Genomic DNA, 19,756 nt, shown 5'->3' with positions numbered 1-19,756 from the left:
CAGGCGCGCGCGGGCTTTGCGTCCTCTACAGTCCAGGAACAAGGTAAAAGAATATGCGTATTAGCAGCAAACTTGTTGGTGTTGGTGTACTGGCCCTGATGACGGGTTGCTCGACCCTGAATTCGCTCAATCCGTTCGCCTCGAAGTCGAAAGGCGACCAGCCGGCGCCGCTCGTGGAGCTCAAGGGTTCGATGGCCGTGCGTACCGCATGGAAGCTCGACATCGGCAAGGCCGGCAGCTACCAGTTCTCGCCTGCGCTGACCGGCAACACCGTGGTGGTGGCCGCCAACAGCGGCGACATCGCCCGTGTGGAAGCGTCCAGCGGCAAACTGCTGTGGCGCGTCAAGGCCGGCACCGAACTCTCGGCCGGCGTCGGCACCGACGGCAACCTGATCGTGGTCGGCGGCACCAAGGGCACCCTGCTGGCCTTCGACATGGACGGCAAGAAGCTGTGGAACGCGCAGCTGTCGAGCGAAATCCTGTCCTCGCCGGTGGTGGGGCAGGGCATCGTCGTCGCGCGCAGCCTCGACAACCGCATCGTCGGCTTCGACGCCAGGACCGGCGAAAAGAAATGGACCGTGCAGCGCATCGCCCCGCCGCTGACCCTGCGCACCGCGCCGGGCATGGTGGTGGCCGGCAACGACGTCATCATCGCCCAGCCGGCGGGGCGCCTGTCCTCGCTGGTCCTGGCGACCGGCGCCCCGCGCTGGGACGTCGAAGTGGGCGTGGCGCGCGGCGCGACGGAACTCGAGCGCGTCACCGACATCGGCGGCGCCCCGGTGCTGTTCGAGGACGACGTCTGCGCCGTGTCCTACCAGGGCCGCGTGGGCTGCTTCGAGCTGGCCACCGGCTCGGCGCGCTGGACCCGCGACCTGTCGTCGGAAGTCGGTGTGGCCGTGGACCAGCGTTTCGTCTTCGCATCGGACGACAAGGGCGCCCTGTACGCCTTCAACCGCGACACCGGCTCGAACGCCTGGAAGAACGACAAGCTGGCCTTCCGCCGCCTGTCCACGCCCCTCTCGTACGGCCGCGCCGTGGCGGTGGGCGACTACCAGGGCATCGTGCACTTCCTGTCGCGCGAAGACGGCTCTTTCCTGGCGCGCGCCGCCACCGACGGCAGCCCGATTGTGGGCAGCCCGCTGGTGGCCGGATCGAACCTGATTTTTCAAACACAAAATGGAACTGTGGCCGCTATCGCGGTCGAATAGAATAACTACATGAAGCCGGTAATTGCACTCGTTGGTCGCCCGAACGTCGGGAAGTCGACCCTATTCAACCGCCTGACCCGTTCGCGGGACGCGCTGGTGGCCGACCTCCCTGGCCTGACCCGCGACCGCCACTATGGCGAAGGCCGGATCGGCGACCGTCCGTTCCTGGTCATCGACACCGGCGGTTTCGAACCGGTGGCCAAAGAGGGCATCATGCACGAGATGGCGCTGCAGACGCGCCAGGCGGTGGCCGAGGCCGACGTCGTCGTGTTCATCGTCGACGGCCGCCAGGGCCTGACGCCGCACGACAAGACCATCACCGATTACCTGCGCAAGACGGGCCGCAAGGTCATGCTCGTGGTCAACAAGTCCGAGGGCATGAAGTACACCTCGGTCACTGCCGATTTCTACGAACTCGGCATGGGCGACCCGTACGTGATCTCGGCCGCCCACGGCGACGGCGTGCACGACCTGGTGGTCGAGGCGCTCGACTTCGCCTTCGAGAACCGCGCGGAAGACGAGGAAGAACTGGAGCCGGCCGACCACGGCATCAAGATCGCCATCGTGGGCCGCCCGAACGTCGGCAAATCGACCCTGATCAACACCCTGGTCGGCGAACAGCGCGTGATCGCCTTCGACATGCCGGGCACCACCCGCGACTCGATCGAGGTGCCGTTCGAGCGCGACGGCAAGAGCTATACGCTGATCGACACCGCCGGCATCCGCCGCCGCGGCAAGATCTTCGAGGCGATCGAGAAATTCTCGGTGGTTAAAACCATGCAGTCGATCTCGGACGCCAACGTGGTCATCCTGCTGCTGGACGCGCAGCAGGACATCTCCGAGCAGGACGCTCACATCGCCGGCTTCATCCTGGAGTCCGGCAGGGCCCTGGTGGTGGCGGTCAACAAGTGGGACGGCCTGACCTCGGACCAGCGCGACCAGGTCAAGATGGACCTCGACCGCAAGCTCGATTTCCTGTCCTTCGCCAAGACCCACTTCGTGTCGGCGCTGAAGGGGACCGGTATCAGCCAGCTGATGAAGTCGGTGGACGCGGCCTATGCGGCGGCGACGGCGAACCTCTCGACCCCGCGCCTGACCCGCGCGCTGCAGGAAGCGATCGAGAAGCAGGAGCCGAAGCGCAAGGGCAGCGTGCGGCCGAAGATGCGCTATGCCCACCAGGGCGGCCAGAACCCGCCGATCATCGTCATCCACGGCAACGCGCTCGAGGCCGTCAGCGACCCGTACAAGCGCTACCTGGAAAAGCATTTCCGCGAGACCTTCAACCTGGTGGGCACCCCGGTGCGTCTTGAAATGCGTACCGGCAAGAATCCTTTTGCCAAGGAGCAGAAGTAGGCGTAGCAGTACGACAAAAAGCGGCGAAACAGGTTACAGTAGCTCAGGGCTTTCATTCGCCACAGCGGAATGTAGCCCAAGCACTTGAAAATTGGCAAAACGCCTCCAACTCGCATCTATACACCTGAACTACAACAACATTACGGAGCTGTTATGAGCAACAAAGGGCAACTGTTACAAGACCCATTCCTGAACGCACTGCGCAAGGAGCACGTCCCCGTCTCCATCTACCTGGTCAACGGCATCAAACTGCAAGGCCATATCGAGTCCTTCGACCAGTACGTCGTCCTGCTTCGTAACACCGTGACCCAGATGGTCTACAAGCATGCCATTTCCACCGTCGTCCCGGCCCGCGCCGTCAACCTTAACCTCGACTCCGAAGCCGAGTGAGGCCGATGGCTGACGCCCCCGGCAACACCACCATGCGCGCAGCGCTGGTCGGCATCGATTTCGGTGCTGGCGACTTTGCCGCCAGCCTGGAAGAGCTGTCGCTGCTTGCGCGCTCCGCCGGCGCCGACCCGATCACCACGATCACGGCCAAGCGCAGCAGCCCCGATCCCGCCCATTTCGTCGGCAGCGGCAAGGCCGATGAAATCGCCATGGCCTGCAAGGCCGACGGCATCGAGATCGTCATCTTCAACCATGCACTGTCGCCTGCGCAGCAGCGTAACCTCGAGCGTCGCCTCGAGGTGCGCGTGGTCGATCGTACCAGCCTGATCCTCGACATTTTCGCCCAGCGTGCCCAGAGTCACGAGGGCAAGCTGCAGGTGGAACTGGCCCAGCTGCAGCACCTGGCCACGCGCCTGATCCGCGGCTGGACCCACCTGGAACGTCAAAAGGGCGGTATCGGCCTGCGCGGCCCGGGTGAAACCCAGCTCGAGACCGACCGCCGCCTGATCGGCGAGCGCGTCAAGCAATTGCGCATCCGTCTCACCAAGCTGCGCAAGCAGCACGAGACCCAGCGCCGCCAGCGCGGACGCAACCAGACCTTCTCGGTGTCGCTGGTCGGCTATACCAACGCCGGCAAGTCGACGTTGTTCAATACGCTCACCAAGGCCGGCGTGTATGTTGCGAACCAGTTGTTCGCCACCCTGGACACGACCAGCCGCCGCCTGTACCTCGGCGACGAGGTCGGCAGTGTCGTAATTTCCGATACCGTCGGCTTCGTGCGCGAGTTGCCGCACCAGCTGGTGGCCGCCTTTCGCGCCACGCTCGAGGAAACCATCCACGCCGACCTGCTGCTGCACGTGGTCGACGGCAATTCGCCGGTGCGCATGGAGCAGATCGAGCAGGTCAACGACGTGCTGCGCGAGATCGGGGCCGACCATGTTCCCCAGATCCTGGTCTGGAACAAGATCGATGCCGCCGGGCTGGAACCTGGGGTCGAGCGTGATGAGTATGATAAGATCAGCCGCGTTTTCATCAGCGCCCATAGCGGCGCTGGCCTGGACCTGCTGCGCGACGCCATCGTCGAGGCCGCCAAGTCCGTGAAAGGCGGCGATAATTCGAACGAAGAGCAGGACCTGAGCGATGACGAATTCAGTCATGGCTTCACCGAAGACGGGCCGACGGGTGGCGGCTCCTTGGGTGGTCCTGCCGATAATATGCCAACTCCCCCCCATGTCGGGCCCCACTAGCCTATGCTCGTTTCTTTATTAAAACGTTGCGGCATCAAACTGTCGCTGAACGATCCACGTTGGGGCAACAAGCCCGACGGTGACCACAAGGCCCAGGAGGGCCGCCGTCCGGGTGAAGGTCCGCCCGACCTCGATCAACTCTGGCGCGATTTCAATGCGCGCCTCAACCGCCTGTTCGGTTCGCGCGGCAATGGCAACAACGGCGGCGGCGACGGGGGAACTCCCTACCGCGGCGGCGGCGGCGCCGGCATCACTGCCGGCGTGGTGGCCGTCATCGTCGGCCTGATCTGGCTGGCCAGCGGCGCCTTCATCGTGCAGGAAGGCCAGGCCGGCGTCGTCACGACCTTCGGCAAGCTCAGTCATACTGCCGGCCCCGGTTTCAACTGGCGCTGGCCGTACCCGATCCAGGCGCACGAGACCGTCAACGTCTCGCAGATTCGTACCGCCGAGATCGGCTACCGCGCCAACGTGCGCAACAAGCAGCCGCAAGAGTCGCTGATGCTCACCGACGACGAGAACATCATCGACATCCAGTTCGCGGTGCAGTACACGCTGAAGGACCCGGTCCAGTGGCTGTTCAATAACCGCGAGAACGACGAGACCGTGCGCCAGGTCGCCGAGACCGCGATCCGCGAAGTGGTCGGCAAGAGCAAGATGGACTTCGTCCTGTATGAAGGCCGCGAGAAAGTCGCGGTGGACGTGCACCAGATGATGCAGCAGATCGTCGACCGCTACGCGCTGGGCGCCCTGGTCACCAACGTCACCATGCAGGCGGTGCAGCCGCCGGAGCAGGTGCAGGAAGCCTTCGACGACGCGGTCAAGGCCGGCCAGGACCGCGCCCGTGCCCGCAACGAGGGTGAAGCCTATGCCAACCAGGTGATCCCGCAGGCACGCGGCCAGGCCTTCCGCCTGCAGCAGGACGCCGAAGCCTACCGCTCGATGGTGGTGGAGAACGCGACCGGTAACGCATCGCGCTTCGACCAGGTGGTCGCGGCATACGCCAGGGCGCCTGCCGTCACCCGCGACCGCATGTACATCGACACGATGCAGCAGATCTTCTCCAGCACCAGCAAGGTGATGGTCGACTCGCGCGCCGGCAACCCGATGATCTACCTGCCGCTCGACAAGCTGATCCAGCAGGCCGCAGGCGGCGAAGGCGTCGGCAGCAAGTCGGGCCCGCAGCAGATTCAGGGACCGCAGTCCGCGCCGTCGGCAGATGTCATGCAAGCAATGGATTCGGTTCGTCAACGCGACAGCCGGAGCCGCGATTCCTCACGTGATCGGGAGAGCCGTTAATGAACCGCCTGGTAACTATTTTTGTGGCGGGCTTCATTGCCCTGATGCTGCTGTCGTCCACCGTGTTCGTGGTCGACCAGCGCCGCTTCGCCATCGTCTTTGCACTGGGTCAGGTGCGCGACGTCATCACCGAACCGGGCCTGCATTTCAAGCTGCCGCCGCCGTTCCAGAACGTGGTGTACCTCGACAAGCGCATCCTGACGCTGGACACGCCTGACGCCGACCGCTTCATCACGGCCGAGAAGAAGAACATCCTGGTGGATGCCTTCATGAAATGGCGCATTACCGACCCGCGCCTGTACTACGTCAGCTTCGGCGGCGACGAGGCCCGCGCCCGCAACCGCCTGTCGCAGATCATCAAGGCGGCCCTGAACGACGAGATCACCAAGCGCACCGTGCGCGAAGTGATTTCCGGCGAACGCGGCCGCGTGATGGAAGCGGTGAAGCAGAAGGTGGTCGCCGAAGCCAAGGAGATCGGTGTCGGCGTGGTGGACGTGCGCCTCAAGCGCGTCGACTACATCGAGCAGATCAACGCTTCGGTCTACGACCGCATGCGGGCCGAGCGCGTGCGCGTGGCCAACGAACTGCGTTCGACCGGCGCCGCCGAGTCCGAGCAGATCCGCGCCGACGCCGACCGCCAGCGCACCGTGATCATCGCCGAAGCCTTCCGCGAGGCCGAGAAGATCAAGGGTGAAGGCGATGCGAAGGCATCGGCGATCTACGCCGACGCGTTCGGCAAGAACCCGGAGTTCGCGAAGTTCTACCGTTCGCTGGAAGCCTACCGCGCCACGTTCAAGAACCGCGGCGACGTGATGGTGGTGGATCCGAACTCGGAGTTCTTCAAGTACTTCAGGCAGCCGGGAGCCAGCAGGTAATCCACCGGCGCCAACCCTGCGCGACAAACTTGGGCTGCACGATGTCACCGGCATTGTGCAGCCCAATTTACTTTGCAGGCCGCTCACTCATCGGTATAGACAAGCGTTGCAAAGTGGCATTCAGGCAAGCCGCATAAGCTGTCAAACCAACATCCCCCGCCTACGCCTCCCCATTTTCGGGTAAAATTGCCGATTCGGCGCTCGCACCGTGCGCCAGCACGCCCGTACCCCGGGTCCCGTGTGCTCCCTTTGATCTTGATAACAAACTGCTGCTAGCCCATGCCGAACTGGCTATTGCCTGAGAATATCGCCGATGTCTTGCCGTCCGAAGCGCGCAAGATCGAGGACCTGCGCCGCAGGATGCTCGACACCTTCCGCCTGTACGGTTACGAGCTGGTGATGCCGCCGCTGCTCGAGTACGTCGAGTCGCTGCTGGCCGGGGCAGGGCAGGATACCGAACTGCGCACCTTCAAGGTGGTCGACCAGCTGTCCGGCCGCCTGCTCGGCCTGCGCGCCGACATGACCACCCAGGTCGCCCGCATCGACGCCCACCTGCTCAACCGCGACACCGTCACCCGCCTGTGCTACGCCGGCAGCGTGCTGCACACCCGTCCCTCCAGCCTGCACTCCACGCGCGAGCCGATCCAGGTCGGTTGCGAGATCTACGGCCACGCCGGCCTGGAAGCCGACGCCGAGATCCAGGAACTGGCATTGAGCTCGGTGGCGCTGGCCGGCTTCGACGACGTGCGCCTCGACCTGTGCCACGTCGGCATCCTGCGCGCCCTGCTGGCCGAGGACCCGGCCGCGCAGCGCGACGAAGCCCAGTTGACCTGCCTGCTGCGCGCCAAGGATGCGCCGGGCCTGGATGAGTTCACGCAGCACTACCTGCCCGCCACGCGCCAGGCGCTGCTGGCGCTGCCGCACCTGTACGGCGACATCGACGTGCTGGCGCGTGCCAAAGAGGAATTGCCGGCACTGCCGGGCATCACCCGCGCGCTGGCCGAACTGGCAGCGCTGGCCGCGGGCGCCATCGGCCGCGCCGAAGTGGCGATCGACCTGGCCGACCTGCGCGGCTACCAGTACGAAAGCGGCGCCATGTTCGCACTCTACGTACCGGGCCTGCCGAACGCGGTGGCCCGGGGCGGGCGCTACGACCATGTCGGCGAAGCATTCGGGCGCGCGCGTCCGGCAACCGGCTTCTCGCTCGACCTGCGCGAACTGGCGCGGCTGCTGCCGACGGCCGAGCGCAAGCACTCCATCCGCGCGCCGTGGGGCAATGCCCCCGAGCTGCGCGAAAAAATCGCTGACCTGCGCAAGGCAGGCGAAGTCGTGATCCAAAGCATGCCGGGTCACGACAATGTTCAGGACGAGTTCGAGTGCGACCGCGTGCTCGTCCTCGAAAACGGAAATTGGATTCTCAAAAACTTAGGTTAAGTGATGTCAAATACTAACGTGGCAAAGAACGTCGTTGTCATCGGCACCCAGTGGGGCGATGAAGGCAAGGGTAAGATCGTCGACTGGCTGACCGACCATGCGGCCGGCGTCGTCCGTTTCCAGGGCGGCCATAACGCGGGCCATACGCTCGTCATCAAGGGCCAGAAGACCGCGCTGCAGCTGATCCCGTCGGGCATCATGCGCGAAGGCGTGGCCTGCTACATCGGCAACGGCGTCGTGGTCTCGGTGCCTGACGTCATGCGCGAGATCGACAAGCTGCAGGCCGCCGGCATCGAAGTCGTGTCGCGCCTGAAGATCTCGGAAGCCTGCCCGGTCATCCTGCCTTACCACGTCGCCATCGACAAGGCACGCGAAGCCAAGCGCGGCGAGAACAAGATCGGCACCACCGGCAAGGGCATCGGCCCGGCCTACGAAGACAAGGTCGCCCGCCGCGCGATCCGCATCGCCGACCTGCTCAACGAAGAGCGCTTCGCCGAGAAGCTGCGTGAAAACCTCGAGTACCACAACCACGTGCTGGTCAACTACCTGGGCGCCGAAGCGATCGACTTCCAGCAGACCTACGACGACGCGATGGCACTGGTGCCGCGCCTGCGCCCGATGGTCGGCGACGTGTCCTCGGCACTGTACGCCGCGCACAAGGCCGGCGGCAGCCTGCTGTTCGAAGGCGCACAAGGCTCGCTGCTGGACGTGGACCACGGCACCTACCCGTTCGTCACCTCGTCGAACTGCGTGGCCGGCAATGCCGCCGCCGGCGCCGGCGTCGGCCCGGGCATGCTGCATTACATCCTTGGCATCACCAAGGCGTATACGACCCGCGTCGGTTCGGGCCCGTTCCCGGCCGAACTGCCGACCGACGCTGGCGTCGGCGAGCACCTGTCGCGCGTGGGCCACGAGTTCGGCACCGTGACCGGCCGCGCCCGCCGCTGCGGCTGGTTCGACGCCGCCCTGCTGCGCCGCTCGGTGCAGATCAACGGCGTGTCGGGCATGTGCCTGACCAAACTGGACGTGTTGGACGGCATCGAGTCCCTGAAGCTGTGCACCGGCTACAAGATCGACGGCCGCGACGTCGATATCTTCCCGGTCGGCGCCGAGGAAGCCGCGCTGTGCCAGCCTATCTACGAAGAAATGCCGGGGTGGCTTGACTCGACCGTCGGCGCCAAGTCGATGGATGAGCTGCCGGCCAACGCCCGCGCCTACATCAAGCGCATCGAAGAACTGGTGGGCGTGCCGATCGACATGGTGTCGACCGGCCCGGACCGCGAAGAAACCATCGTGCTGCGCCATCCGTTCGCGGCATAAGCACCAACGCATAAAAGTAGAAGATAGGAATTACCTGAAATGAACACCCCTGCATCGACCGACAAGGACCTCTGGGTTTCGTGGGACGAGTACAACCGCCTGGTCGAGCGCCTGGCCCTGCAAGTGTATGAATCGAACTGGAAGTTCGACATGGTGCTGTGCCTGGCGCGCGGCGGCGTGCGTCCGGGCGACGTGATCTCGCGCATTTTTGATGTGCCGCTGGCGATCCTGTCGACCAGCTCCTACCGAGAAGAAGCCGGCACCAAGCAGGGCAACCTGGACATCGCCAAGTACATGACGATGACCAAGGGCCCGCTGGCCGGCCGCATCCTGCTGGTCGATGACTTGGCCGACTCCGGCGTGACCCTGCAAAAGGTGCGCGAGCACCTGCAGACCAACTACCCGGACGTTTCGGAAGTGCGCTCGGCCGTCATCTGGGTGAAAGGTACCTCGGCCTTCAAGCCGGACTACCACCTGGAAGACCTGCCGCACAATCCGTGGATCCACCAGCCGTTCGAAGACTACGACGGCCTGCGCCCGCACCAGCTGGCGGCGTGGATGAAGAAGTTCGAGAAGTAATCCAGCAATCAACAATCGGCGCCGCAGGCGCCGGACGAAGCGGGGAGGGTGCAAGCCTTCCCCGCTTTTTTATTGCCACGCCTGATTGTATTTACTGGCGGTATAAGTGTTTTCCGCACAGATAGTTCTCGAATGCTGTTTCTCTGTTAAGATTGCAAAATCCTAGAAACGGGCTATGCAAACAATAAGAAATCCATGACCCAGAGCTTCTTCCAGACCTTCATCCTCCTGATCCTCGTCACCGACCCCTTCGGTAACGTCCCCCTGTTTGCCGCCGCCCTGAAGGACGTGCCGGTCGAGCGCCGTTCCCGTATCGTCGTGCGCGAATGCGCCATCGCCTTCCTGCTGCTGTTGATCTTCATGTTCTTCGGCACGCCCTTCCTCGAGGCGCTGCACCTGAGTCCGGTCGCATTGCGCATCGGCGGCGCCGTGATCCTCCTGATGATCGCGATCCGCATGATCTTCCCGCACCCGGACGGCGTGCTCGGCCGCAGCGAGCATGGCGAACCCTTCATCGTGCCGCTGGCGATTCCCGCGCTGGCGGGCCCGTCGGCGCTGGCGACCGTGCTGCTGTTCACCTCCGGCAGCCTGAACGACACCCTGGTCCATGTTGCGGCGCTGGCTGCCGTCGGCGTGGTCTGGCTGGCCGTGTTCCTCAGCGCGGAACGCCTGCAGCAGCGGCTTGGTCCGCAGGTGATGACGGCCTTCGAGCGCCTGATGGGCCTGATCCTGACGGCCATGGCGGTCGAGATGCTGCTTGGCGGCATACGTGAATTTGTACAAACGCTGTGATGCGAGCGGTGCGGGGCGAAACGGTCAAATCTGGCACACTTTGCCGGCGCGAACGCGGCAACGATCGACGACAAACCCGGTAAGAAACGAATGAAACAGGAACACGCTACGCCTTCCGAATGGCTGCCTTTCCTCAGCGGCGGCGGCCAGATGGGGGCGATGATGCGCGCCCACGACTGGTCGGGTTCCCCGCTGGGCCATCCGCGCACCTGGCCGCAGGCCCTGCGCACCACGGTCGGGCTCATCCTCAACTCCAAGTTCCCCATGTTCGTCGCCTGGGGACCGGAGCTCGGCTTCCTGTACAACGACTCCTATACCGCGGTCCTGGGCGAGAAGCACCCGGCCTCGCTCGGCAACCGCTTCCACGACATCTGGGGCGAGATCTGGGACGATATCCATCCCCTGATCGTGCGTGCCCTCAAGGGCGAATCCACGTATGTGGACCGGATGCTGCTGCGCATGAACCGCCATGGGTACGATGAGGACACCTGGTTCCGGTTTTCATATTCGTCGGTGCGCGACGAGGACGGGACGGTGGCCGGCATGTTCTGCGCCTGCGTCGAGACGACGGCCGAGGTGCTGGCCGAACGCTACCGCGAGGAAGAGAACCAGCGCCTGGTGACGCTGTTCGAGCAGGCGCCCGGCATCATTGCCGTGCTGCGCGGGCCCGAACACGTGTTCGAGATCACCAACCGCTCCTACCTGCAGCTGGTCGGGCACCGCGAGCTGGTGGGCAAGACGGCGCGCCAGGCGCTGCCGGAGGTGGAGGGGCAGGGCTTCTTCGAGCTGCTCGACCAGGTCTACAGCAGCGGCGAGCCCTTCGTCGGCCATGCGCTGCCGCTGCGCGTGCAGCGCGAGGCCAACGGCCCGCTGGAAGAACGTTTCATCGATTTCGTGTACCAGCCGATCCGCGACCCCAAGGGCGACGTGGTCGGCATCTTCGTGGAGGGCAGCGACGTCACCGTGCGCAAGCGGGTCGAGGACGAGCTGCGCGCCGCCAACCGCCAGAAGGACCAGTTCCTGGCAATGCTGGCGCACGAGCTGCGCAACCCGCTGGCGCCGATCACGACCGCCGCCGAGCTGCTGCGCGGCGGCCAGCTCGACCCGGCGCGCACGCGCCACGCCAGCGAGATCATCGCGCGCCAGGCCGAGCACATGACCGCGCTGGTGAACGACCTGCTGGACGTTTCGCGCGTGACGCGCGGCCTGGTGGCGATCGAGAAGGAAGTGATCGATGCCGCCGAAATCGTGCAGGGCGCCGTGGAGCAGGTGCGGCCGCTGCTCGACATGAAGCGCCATGCGCTGCAGGTCGAGGTGCCCCGGGAGCCTGCCTACGTGTGCGGCGACCGCACGCGCCTGGTCCAGGTGGTCTCGAACATCCTGAACAATGCAGCCAAGTACACGCCGGCGGGCGGCAGCATCGTGCTGCGCGCGCGTGTCGAGGGCGAGCAGGCCGTGATCGGCGTGCGCGACAATGGCCAGGGCATCGATCCGCAAGTGCTGCCGTATATCTTCGACCTGTTCACGCAGGCCGAGCGCACCCCCGACCGCTCGCAGGGCGGCCTGGGCATCGGCCTGGCGCTGGTCAAGAGCCTGGTGGCACTGCATGGCGGCAGCGTGGCGGCCTACAGCGACGGCCTGAACCGCGGCAGCGAATTCGACGTGCGGCTGCCGCTGCATCTGCGCCAGGACGCGCCCGCAGCACCCGCTGAAGGCGAGCCGGCCCTGGCGCCTGGGGCCGTGCGCGTGCTGGTGGTCGACGACAACGTCGACGCGGCCCAGATGCTGGCGACGCTGCTCGAGGCGCACGGCCACGCGGTCACGGTCGAATACGACGGCAAGGGCGCGCTCGAACGTGCCCTGCGCGAGCGCCCGCAAGCGATGCTGCTCGACATCGGCCTGCCCGACATGGACGGCCACGAGCTTGCGCGACAGCTGCGCGGCTCGCCCGAGACCGCCGGCGCAACGCTGATCGCGCTGACCGGCTACGGCCAGGCCGAAGACCGCCAGCGCGCGCGCGAGGCCGGCTTCAACCACCATCTGGTCAAACCGGCCGACCTGGGCCAGCTGCTCGACATCCTAGGCCAAGTCGGCACCCAGTCCGGCTAGCTTATCCGTGCGCGGGCGCGCGCGCGTCCCGTTGTATGCTGGGTTCCGGACTGAACATCATGGGACTGGCATGCGAACCTGGAGAATTGCAAACGAAGACGTGGCGCTGGACCGCAACTGCGAAGGCGCGCGCAAGAGCGGCGGACACTGGCACATGGAAGGCTGCCCCGCCCTGTATTCCGCGATGACGCCCGAGCTAGCGGTGCTGGAGAAATTCGTCCACACCGAGGGCGACGACCCGACCCTGGTGCTGGTGGCGGTCGATGTGCCGGACGACCCGGAACTGGGCATCGACATCCCGGCCGACCGGCTGCCCAACGGCTGGGACGACCTGGAAGACGGCGGCAGCGCCACCGCCTTCGGCACCAATTTTCTCAAGGACTGCAAGCACCTCTACATGCGGGTGCCGTCCGTGATCGTGGGGGAGGGGCTGAACCTGGTCATCAATCCGGCGCATCCGGCGTATGAGCGGGTGAAGCTGAGCATCGTGCGGTCGTTCAGTTTTGATCCGAGGATGTTCAATCGGAAGGACTAATGGCGAGCCATGCTCACCCAGTCCCACCAATCGCGGAACGTCGTGAGTTAATGACGATTTTGTTGGCTTAAAGACCGTCGTTCCCGCGCAGGCGGGAACGATGGTCTTGCAGGTGGCAGTGCCGATACCGCTGCCGTTGAGCCTTACTTGCCCAGCATCGACACCACGTTGTCCGCCCCCGGTGCCCCGAACGCCTGCTGCTTGAGCACATGCAGCTGGTCGCGCACCTGCGCCGCCTTCTCGAACTCCAGGTTCTTGGCGTGGTCGACCATGAGCTTCTCGAGGCGCTTGATCTCCTTGCTGATCTGCTTCTCGCTCATCGATTCGACCTTGGCCGTCGCCGCATCTTCCTGGATGCCCTCGACCATGGCCTTCTGCGCGGCGTTGCTGTAGACGCCGTCGATCATGTCCTTGATCTTCTTGTTCAAGCCCTTCGGCGTGATGCCGTTCGCCTCGTTGAAGGCAATCTGCTTGGCGCGACGGCGCTCGGTTTCGTCGATCGCGCGCTTCATCGAATCGGTCATCTGGTCGGCGTAGAGGATCGCCATACCGTTCAGGTTACGCGCCGCGCGGCCGATGGTCTGGATCAGCGAGCGTTCCGAACGCAGGAAGCCTTCCTTGTCCGCATCCAGCACCGCCACCAGCGACACTTCCGGCAAGTCCAGGCCCTCGCGCAGCAGGTTGATGCCGACCACCACGTCGAAGGTGCCCAGGCGCAGGTCGCGCAGGATCTCCACGCGCTCCACCGTCTCGATGTCGCTGTGCAGGTAGCGCACCTTGATGCCGTGGTCGCTCAGGTACTCGGTGAGCTGCTCGGCCATGCGCTTGGTCAGCGTGGTCACCAGGACGCGCTCGTCCTTGGTGATGCGGTCGGTGATCTCGCTCATCAGGTCTTCGACCTGCGAGCGCGCCGGCTTGACGATGACCTTCGGGTCCACCAGGCCGGTGGGGCGCACCACCTGCTCGACCACGTTGTCGGCCTTTTCCTTTTCGTACTCGGCCGGCGTCGCGGAGACGAAGACCGTCTGGCGCATCTTGCTCTCGAATTCCTGGAACTTGAGCGGCCGGTTGTCCAGCGCCGAGGGCAGGCGGAAGCCGTAGTCGACCAGGTTGACCTTGCGCGAGCGGTCGCCGTTGTACATGGCGTTGAGCTGGCCGATCATCACGTGCGACTCGTCCATGAACATGATCGCGTCCTTGGGCAGGTAGTCGATGAGCGTGGGCGGCGGTTCGCCCGGCATCGAGCCGGACAGGTGGCGCGAGTAGTTTTCGATGCCCTTGGTAAAACCGATCTCGGCAAGCATCTCGAGGTCGAAGCGGGTGCGCTGTTCGAGGCGCTGTTCTTCGATCAGCTTGTTCTGCTGGCGGAACTCTTCCAGGCGGTCGCGCAGCTCGGCCTTGATCGATTCCACCGCGCGCAGCACGGTCGAGCGCGGCGTGACGTAGTGCGAGCCCGGGTACACGGTGAAGCGCGGGATCTTCTGGCGCACGCGGCCGGTCAGCGGGTCGAACAGCTGCAGCGACTCGATCTCGTCGTCGAACATCTCGACGCGGATGGCCAGTTCGGCGTGCTCGGCCGGGAAGATGTCGATGGTGTCGCCGCGCACGCGGAAGGAGCCGCGCGCGAAGTCCATCTCGTTGCGCGTGTACTGCATCTGGATCAGGCGCGCGATGATGTCGCGCTGCGCCACCTTGTCCTTGTGGCGCAGCGTCAGGATCATCTTGTGGTATTCGTTCGGGTTACCGATACCGTAGATGGCCGACACGGTGGCCACGATGACCACGTCGCGCCGCTCCATCAGCGACTTGGTGCACGACAGGCGCATCTGCTCGATATGCTCGTTGATCGACGAGTCCTTTTCGATGAACAGGTCGCGCTGGGGTACGTAGGCTTCCGGCTGGTAATAGTCGTAGTAGGACACGAAATACTCGACCGCGTTCTGCGGGAAGAATTCGCGGAACTCCGCATACAGCTGGGCCGCCAGCGTCTTGTTGGGCGCGAAGACGATGGCCGGACGGCCGGCCTGCGCGATCACGTTGGCCATCGTGTAGGTTTTGCCGGAACCCGTCACGCCGAGCAGCGTCTGGTACATCAGGCCGTCATTGATGCCCTCGACCAGGCCGGCGATCGCGGTCGGCTGGTCACCAGCCGGCGGGAAGGGCTGGTGCAGCTTGAAAGGCGATCCCGGATAGGTGATGACGGTCGGCTCGGGGGCATTTGCAATGGATAAATCTGCCATACTTTCAGACCTTTGCTAGAATGGGAGTCCGCATGCCGCAGTGCAGCACATGCGTGACAATGACGTCTTTGTCTATACAACCGCTGCGAACCCACCGCGAATCCACCGACAACTCACTCAGTTTCTTCAGTCTATCACGATGACTTCCACAGCCTCCGCCAGCCTCTTCGGCGCCATCGACATGGCCCCGCGCGACCCGATCCTGGGCATTACCGAAGCATTCAACGCCGATACCAACCCGGCCAAGATCAACCTGGGGGTCGGCGTCTATTACGACGATAACGGCAAGGTACCTTTGCTGCAGTGCGTTCAGAAAGCGGAAGCGAAGCTGATGGAACAGCCGGCGCCGCGCACCTACCTGCCGATCGAAGGGCTGGCGGCGTACGACAAGGCTGTGCAGGAGCTCGTATTTGGGGCCGGCAGCGCCGTAATTCAAGACAAGCGCGCGATCACCGTGCAGGCCCTGGGCGGCACCGGCGCACTCAAGCTGGGCGCCGACTTCCTCAAGCGTTTCTCGCCGCAGTCCGAGGTCTACATCAGCGACCCGAGCTGGGAAAACCACCGGGCGCTGTTCGAGAGCGCCGGCTTCGTGGTCAACAACTACACCTATTATGACCCGGCCACCCACGGCGTGAATTTCGACGGCATGCTGGCCTCCCTGAAGGCCATGCCGCAGGGCGCGGTCGTGGTGCTGCACGCCTGCTGCCACAACCCGACCGGCGCCGACCTGACCCAGGAACAGTGGAGCCAGGTCATCCAGGCCGTGGTCGACGGCGGCCTCGTGCCCTTCCTCGACATGGCCTACCAGGGCTTCGGCGCCGGCATCGCGGAAGACGGCGCCGTGGTGCGCCGCTTCGCCGAGACCGGCATCCCGCTGCTGGTGTCGAACTCGTTCTCGAAGTCCTTCTCGCTGTACGGCGAGCGCGTCGGCGCGCTGTCGATCGTCGCCACCAGTGCCGAAGAATCGGCACGCGTGCTCTCGCAGCTCAAGCGCGTCATCCGAACCAATTACTCGAACCCGCCGACCCACGGCGGCAAGGTGGTGGCCACCGTGCTGTCGACCCCGGAGCTGCGCCAGCTGTGGGAAGACGAACTGGCCGGCATGCGCGTGCGCATCCGCGACATGCGCGGCAGCATGGTCGAGAAGCTCAAGGAAAAAGCCCCGGGCCACGATTTCGACTTTGTGCGCCAACAGGTGGGCATGTTCTCGTACTCGGGTTTGACGAAAGAGCAGGTGGCCAAGCTGCGCGAGCAGTCGATCTACGCCGTGGACACCGGCCGCATCTGCGTCGCCGCACTGAACTCGACGAATATCGATCGCGTCGTTGACGCCGTCGCGAAAGTTCTTTAAAATCTTGGCTCTTCGGAACTAAGGCGACTTGATTCCGAAGAGCAGCAAAAGTGGCTGCGCGACACGATCCAGGTTTGACAACGTGTCATCGCAAACATATAATGCTGTCTTCAATTCCCTGATAGCTCAGTCGGTAGAGCGACGGACTGTTAATCCGCAGGTCCCTGGTTCGAGTCCAGGTCGGGGAGCCAGAACATTCGAAGGGCCGCGTGAAAACGCGGCCCTTTGTCATTTCCGCCTTTCGCACATGGCCTGTGTCGTTGGCCCGGGCCGATCCGCTTGCGGCTCTTGTTCGAACATGCGCCGGAAGGGAGTTGTGAAAGGGTGACCGATAGTAGTTGCCTATTCATGGGCAGTAGGAGTACGCTGGCAACACTTTCGTTATCCGGATTGCATAGTGAAGCAATTACCAACCAGCAAAAGCGTTGCCGTCGCGGGGCACGTGCTCCGCTTCTCCATGTCGGGGCAGGGTAGCCCGACCATCGTCATGTTCAGCGGCGCCGGTGGCCCGCTCGAAGGCTGGTTCAAGCTGTTCCCGGAAATCGAGGCGCTCGGCACGGTGGTGACCTACGACCGCCCCCGCATCGGCGGCAGCGCCCGCGCCCGCGAGCCGCAGCTCGGCACCACGGTCGTCCTGCAGTTGCGCGCGCTGCTGCGCGAAATCGGCGCGCGCCCCCCGTTCCTGCTGGTGGGCCACTCGTTCGGCGGCTTGCATGCGAACCTGTTCGCACGCGTGTATTCGGACGAGACTTGCGGCGTGCTGTTCATCGAGGCGACGGCGCCCGACGACGTGCTCAACATGAAGCAATACCGCTCGACCCTGCAGCGCGTGGTGGCCGGCCTGCTCGACCGCTTTTCGCCGCCGGATCCGAACGACGAAATCAGCAACGAACTCGAAACCGTGGCCGAGATCGGCGAGGCGCCGGACTTCCCGCCGATTCCGGTGACGGTGATTTCGGGCGGCAAGCGCCTGCCGCGCTGGATGGCCTCGCGCGAAGCGCTGCTCGAGCGCGAACGCAACCAGGAGGCGCTGGCGCGCCTGTCGCCGCTGGGCGAGCGCATCATCGCCAGGGGCAGTGCGCATTTCCCGCAGGTGTCGGAGCCGCACGTGGTGCTGGAAGCGCTATCGAAGCTGGTCGCGCGGACCCGCTCGCAGTCGCCGGCGTAGAAATCTTGCTTTTCGATAGCTCAGGGGTTCGCGAAATCGAAAAGCGCTGCTATAATACGGCCTCCTTTCCCTGATAGCTCAGTCGGTAGAGCGACGGACTGTTAATCCGCAGGTCCCTGGTTCGAGTCCAGGTCGGGGAGCCAGAATACGGAGGGCCGCATGAAGATGCGGCCCTTTTTGTTTTTCGGGCCTGCACCGGATATTCGCGAGCCCCTGGACAGCGGGCTCCCTTCGTCCGATGCGCGGTGCGGCGCTTCCCGCCTGCCTCTATGGGCGGAAAGGTAGCGGCCTGACCCTGGCTGCCGCCTCGCGCGCCCGTTCGCGCGCCGATTCGACGTCCCCGGCCGTCGCCAGCGCCACCCCCATGCGCCTGCGCGCGAACGATTCCGGCTTGCCGAACAGGCGAATGTCGGTATCGGGCACGCGCAGCGCCTCGGCCACGCCTTCGAAGGCAATGCCGCTGCCTTCGAGCTGGCCGTAGATCACGGCGGAGGCGCCCGGCGCGCGCAGCGCCACGTTCACGGGCAGGCCCAGCACGGCCTTGGCGTGCAGCTCGAATTCGCTCTGCACCTGCGTGGCCATTGTCACCATGCCGGTGTCGTGCGGACGCGGGCTCACTTCCGAGAACCACACGGCGTCGCCCTTGACGAACAGCTCGACGCCGAACACGCCGCAGCCGCCCAGGTTGGCCGTGACCTTGGCCGCGATGTCGCGCGCACGCTCCAGCGCGACGGGGCTCATCGGGTGCGGCTGCCACGACTCCACGTAGTCGCCCTGCACCTGCTTGTGGCCGATCGGCTCGCAGAAGCTCGTTTCGATCCCGCCGTCGCTGCCCACCGAGCGCACCGTCAGCAGCGTGATCTCGTAGTCGAAGTCGATGAAGCCTTCCGCGATCACGCGGCCGGCATCGACCCGGCTGCCGCTGGCCGCGTATTCCCACGCCGCCGGCACGTCGGCCGCGCCGTCGAGCTTGGACTGGCCCTTGCCGGACGAGGACATCACCGGCTTGACCACGCAGGGGAAGCCCACCGCCGCGCAGGCCTGCTGCAGTTCCTCGAGGCTGCTGGCGAAGCGGTAGGGCGAGGTGGGCAGGCCGAGCTCCTCGGCGGCCAGGCGCCGGATGCCTTCGCGGTTCATGGTCAGCATCGCGGCGCGCGCGGTCGGGATGCAGGTGATCCTGCCGGCCTCTTCCAGCGCAAGCAGGGTCTCGGTGGCGATGGCTTCGATTTCCGGCACCACCAGGTCCGGCTTTTCCAGTGCGATCAGGGCCGACAGCGCGGCACCGTCGGTCATGTCGATCACGTGGGCGCGGTGCGCCACCTGGTGGCCCGGCGCGTTCGGGTAGCGGTCGACCGCGATGGTCTCCACGCCCAGGCGCTGCAGCGCGATGATGACTTCCTTGCCCAGTTCGCCCGAGCCGAGCAGCATGACTTTGGTGGCGGAAGGGGAGAGCGGGGTACCGAAGAGGCGTGGTGTGGTCATGGTCGATGGCGGATAGTGAAAATGCTGCGACTATAGCAAAGCGCCTCTCCGGCTGCTGGCGCGGACGGCATGCGGGCACTGTTCATGCTCGGCACTAGGCAAACCGCCATCGAGCCGCTATAATGCGGCCTCCTTTCCCTGATAGCTCAGTCGGTAGAGCGACGGACTGTTAATCCGCAGGTCCCTGGTTCGAGTCCAGGTCGGGGAGCCAGAATACGAAGGGCCGCATGTGAATGCGGCCCTTTTTGTTTGTGCGCCCAGCATGGGCGCACTCCTGCGGGTGAAAGTCCGGCCGCAAGCTGACCACAGCGAGCGAAGTGAAGCGCAACTGCGGAAGAGTAATCGACCGTGGGGAGGAAGCGCGGAGCGTAAATCAC

Annotated in this window: 16 protein-coding genes and 3 tRNA genes; 17 read left to right on the top strand and 2 right to left on the bottom strand. The window is 64.8% G+C overall.

Features of this window, described 5'->3' with window-relative positions:
- Positions 1-53 precede the first annotated feature (53 nt).
- The 12 genes from bamB to ACFFJK_RS16895 all read left to right on the top strand — a co-directional run bounded on the left by bamB (position 54) and on the right by ACFFJK_RS16895 (position 13,138).
- Positions 54-1,208, top strand: coding sequence for an outer membrane protein assembly factor BamB (gene bamB / locus ACFFJK_RS16950; RefSeq protein ID WP_379680682.1), 1,155 nt, complete (start codon positions 54-56; stop codon positions 1,206-1,208).
- A 9-nt stretch (positions 1,209-1,217) separates the two neighbouring features.
- A complete protein-coding gene (der, locus tag ACFFJK_RS16945) occupies positions 1,218-2,561 on the top strand; it encodes a ribosome biogenesis GTPase Der (protein WP_379680681.1) in 1,344 nt (447 codons plus the stop codon).
- A gap of 153 nt (positions 2,562-2,714) precedes the next feature.
- Positions 2,715-2,951 (top strand): RNA chaperone Hfq, encoded by a 237-nt coding sequence (gene hfq, locus ACFFJK_RS16940; protein ID WP_026354376.1) that lies wholly within the window; start codon positions 2,715-2,717, stop codon positions 2,949-2,951.
- A gap of 32 nt (positions 2,952-2,983) precedes the next feature.
- Positions 2,984-4,198 carry a GTPase HflX gene (gene hflX, locus ACFFJK_RS16935; RefSeq protein ID WP_379680750.1) on the top strand — a complete coding sequence of 405 codons (1,215 nt, stop codon included), beginning with the start codon at positions 2,984-2,986 and terminating at the stop codon, positions 4,196-4,198.
- Positions 4,199-4,201: 3 nt separating this feature from the next.
- Positions 4,202-5,494, top strand: a complete 1,293-nt coding sequence (gene hflK, locus ACFFJK_RS16930; protein ID WP_379680680.1) for an FtsH protease activity modulator HflK — start codon at positions 4,202-4,204, stop codon at positions 5,492-5,494.
- Positions 5,494-6,369, top strand: a complete 876-nt coding sequence (gene hflC, locus ACFFJK_RS16925; RefSeq protein ID WP_379680678.1) for a protease modulator HflC — start codon at positions 5,494-5,496, stop codon at positions 6,367-6,369. Before hflK ends, hflC begins: the two co-directional genes overlap by 1 nt.
- 279 nt (positions 6,370-6,648) lie before the next feature.
- Positions 6,649-7,803 carry an ATP phosphoribosyltransferase regulatory subunit gene (locus ACFFJK_RS16920; RefSeq protein ID WP_379680677.1) on the top strand — a complete coding sequence of 385 codons (1,155 nt, stop codon included), beginning with the start codon at positions 6,649-6,651 and terminating at the stop codon, positions 7,801-7,803.
- 3 nt (positions 7,804-7,806) lie between these two features.
- Positions 7,807-9,123, top strand: a complete 1,317-nt coding sequence (locus ACFFJK_RS16915) for an adenylosuccinate synthase (protein ID WP_379680676.1) — start codon at positions 7,807-7,809, stop codon at positions 9,121-9,123.
- A 39-nt stretch (positions 9,124-9,162) separates the two neighbouring features.
- Entirely contained in the window at positions 9,163-9,702 is a 540-nt protein-coding gene (locus ACFFJK_RS16910) for a phosphoribosyltransferase (RefSeq protein ID WP_036212409.1), read from the top strand.
- 195 nt (positions 9,703-9,897) lie between these two features.
- Entirely contained in the window at positions 9,898-10,494 is a 597-nt protein-coding gene (locus ACFFJK_RS16905; protein ID WP_379680675.1) for a MarC family protein, read from the top strand.
- A 90-nt stretch (positions 10,495-10,584) separates the two neighbouring features.
- Positions 10,585-12,603: a hybrid sensor histidine kinase/response regulator gene (locus ACFFJK_RS16900; RefSeq protein ID WP_379680673.1), complete on the top strand. Its 2,019-nt coding sequence runs from the start codon at positions 10,585-10,587 to the stop codon at positions 12,601-12,603.
- Between the two features lie 70 nt (positions 12,604-12,673).
- Positions 12,674-13,138, top strand: coding sequence for an RES family NAD+ phosphorylase (locus tag ACFFJK_RS16895; protein WP_379680672.1), 465 nt, complete (start codon positions 12,674-12,676; stop codon positions 13,136-13,138).
- A gap of 143 nt (positions 13,139-13,281) precedes the next feature.
- Here ACFFJK_RS16895 and uvrB read toward each other — a convergent pair whose 3' ends face one another.
- Positions 13,282-15,378, bottom strand: a complete 2,097-nt coding sequence (uvrB, locus tag ACFFJK_RS16890; protein WP_379680671.1) for an excinuclease ABC subunit UvrB — start codon at positions 15,376-15,378, stop codon at positions 13,282-13,284.
- A gap of 139 nt (positions 15,379-15,517) precedes the next feature.
- On the opposite strand from uvrB, the gene ACFFJK_RS16885 reads away from it, so the two are divergent.
- The 4 genes from ACFFJK_RS16885 to ACFFJK_RS16870 all read left to right on the top strand — a co-directional run bounded on the left by ACFFJK_RS16885 (position 15,518) and on the right by ACFFJK_RS16870 (position 18,040).
- Positions 15,518-16,729 (top strand): amino acid aminotransferase, encoded by a 1,212-nt coding sequence (locus ACFFJK_RS16885; protein WP_379680669.1) that lies wholly within the window; start codon positions 15,518-15,520, stop codon positions 16,727-16,729.
- 115 nt (positions 16,730-16,844) lie between these two features.
- Positions 16,845-16,920 (top strand) — tRNA-Asn (locus tag ACFFJK_RS16880).
- A 251-nt stretch (positions 16,921-17,171) separates the two neighbouring features.
- Positions 17,172-17,897, top strand: a complete 726-nt coding sequence (locus ACFFJK_RS16875) for an alpha/beta fold hydrolase (protein ID WP_379680667.1) — start codon at positions 17,172-17,174, stop codon at positions 17,895-17,897.
- Positions 17,898-17,964: 67 nt separating this feature from the next.
- A tRNA-Asn gene (locus ACFFJK_RS16870) sits at positions 17,965-18,040 on the top strand.
- Positions 18,041-18,164: 124 nt separating this feature from the next.
- Here the strand turns inward: ACFFJK_RS16870 and purT are convergent.
- Complete coding sequence (gene purT / locus ACFFJK_RS16865) at positions 18,165-19,379, bottom strand: formate-dependent phosphoribosylglycinamide formyltransferase (protein WP_379680665.1); 1,215 nt, start codon at positions 19,377-19,379, stop codon at positions 18,165-18,167.
- Between the two features lie 135 nt (positions 19,380-19,514).
- On the opposite strand from purT, the gene ACFFJK_RS16860 reads away from it, so the two are divergent.
- Positions 19,515-19,590, top strand: a tRNA-Asn gene (locus ACFFJK_RS16860).
- Positions 19,591-19,756: the final 166 nt, after the last annotated feature.

This window comes from Massilia consociata (assembly GCF_042432755.1).
GTDB classification, from domain to species: domain Bacteria; phylum Pseudomonadota; class Gammaproteobacteria; order Burkholderiales; family Burkholderiaceae_D; genus Telluria; species Telluria consociata.
Note: the sequence above shows the minus strand (reverse complement) of the source record. Positions and strands in the feature narration are given on the sequence as shown.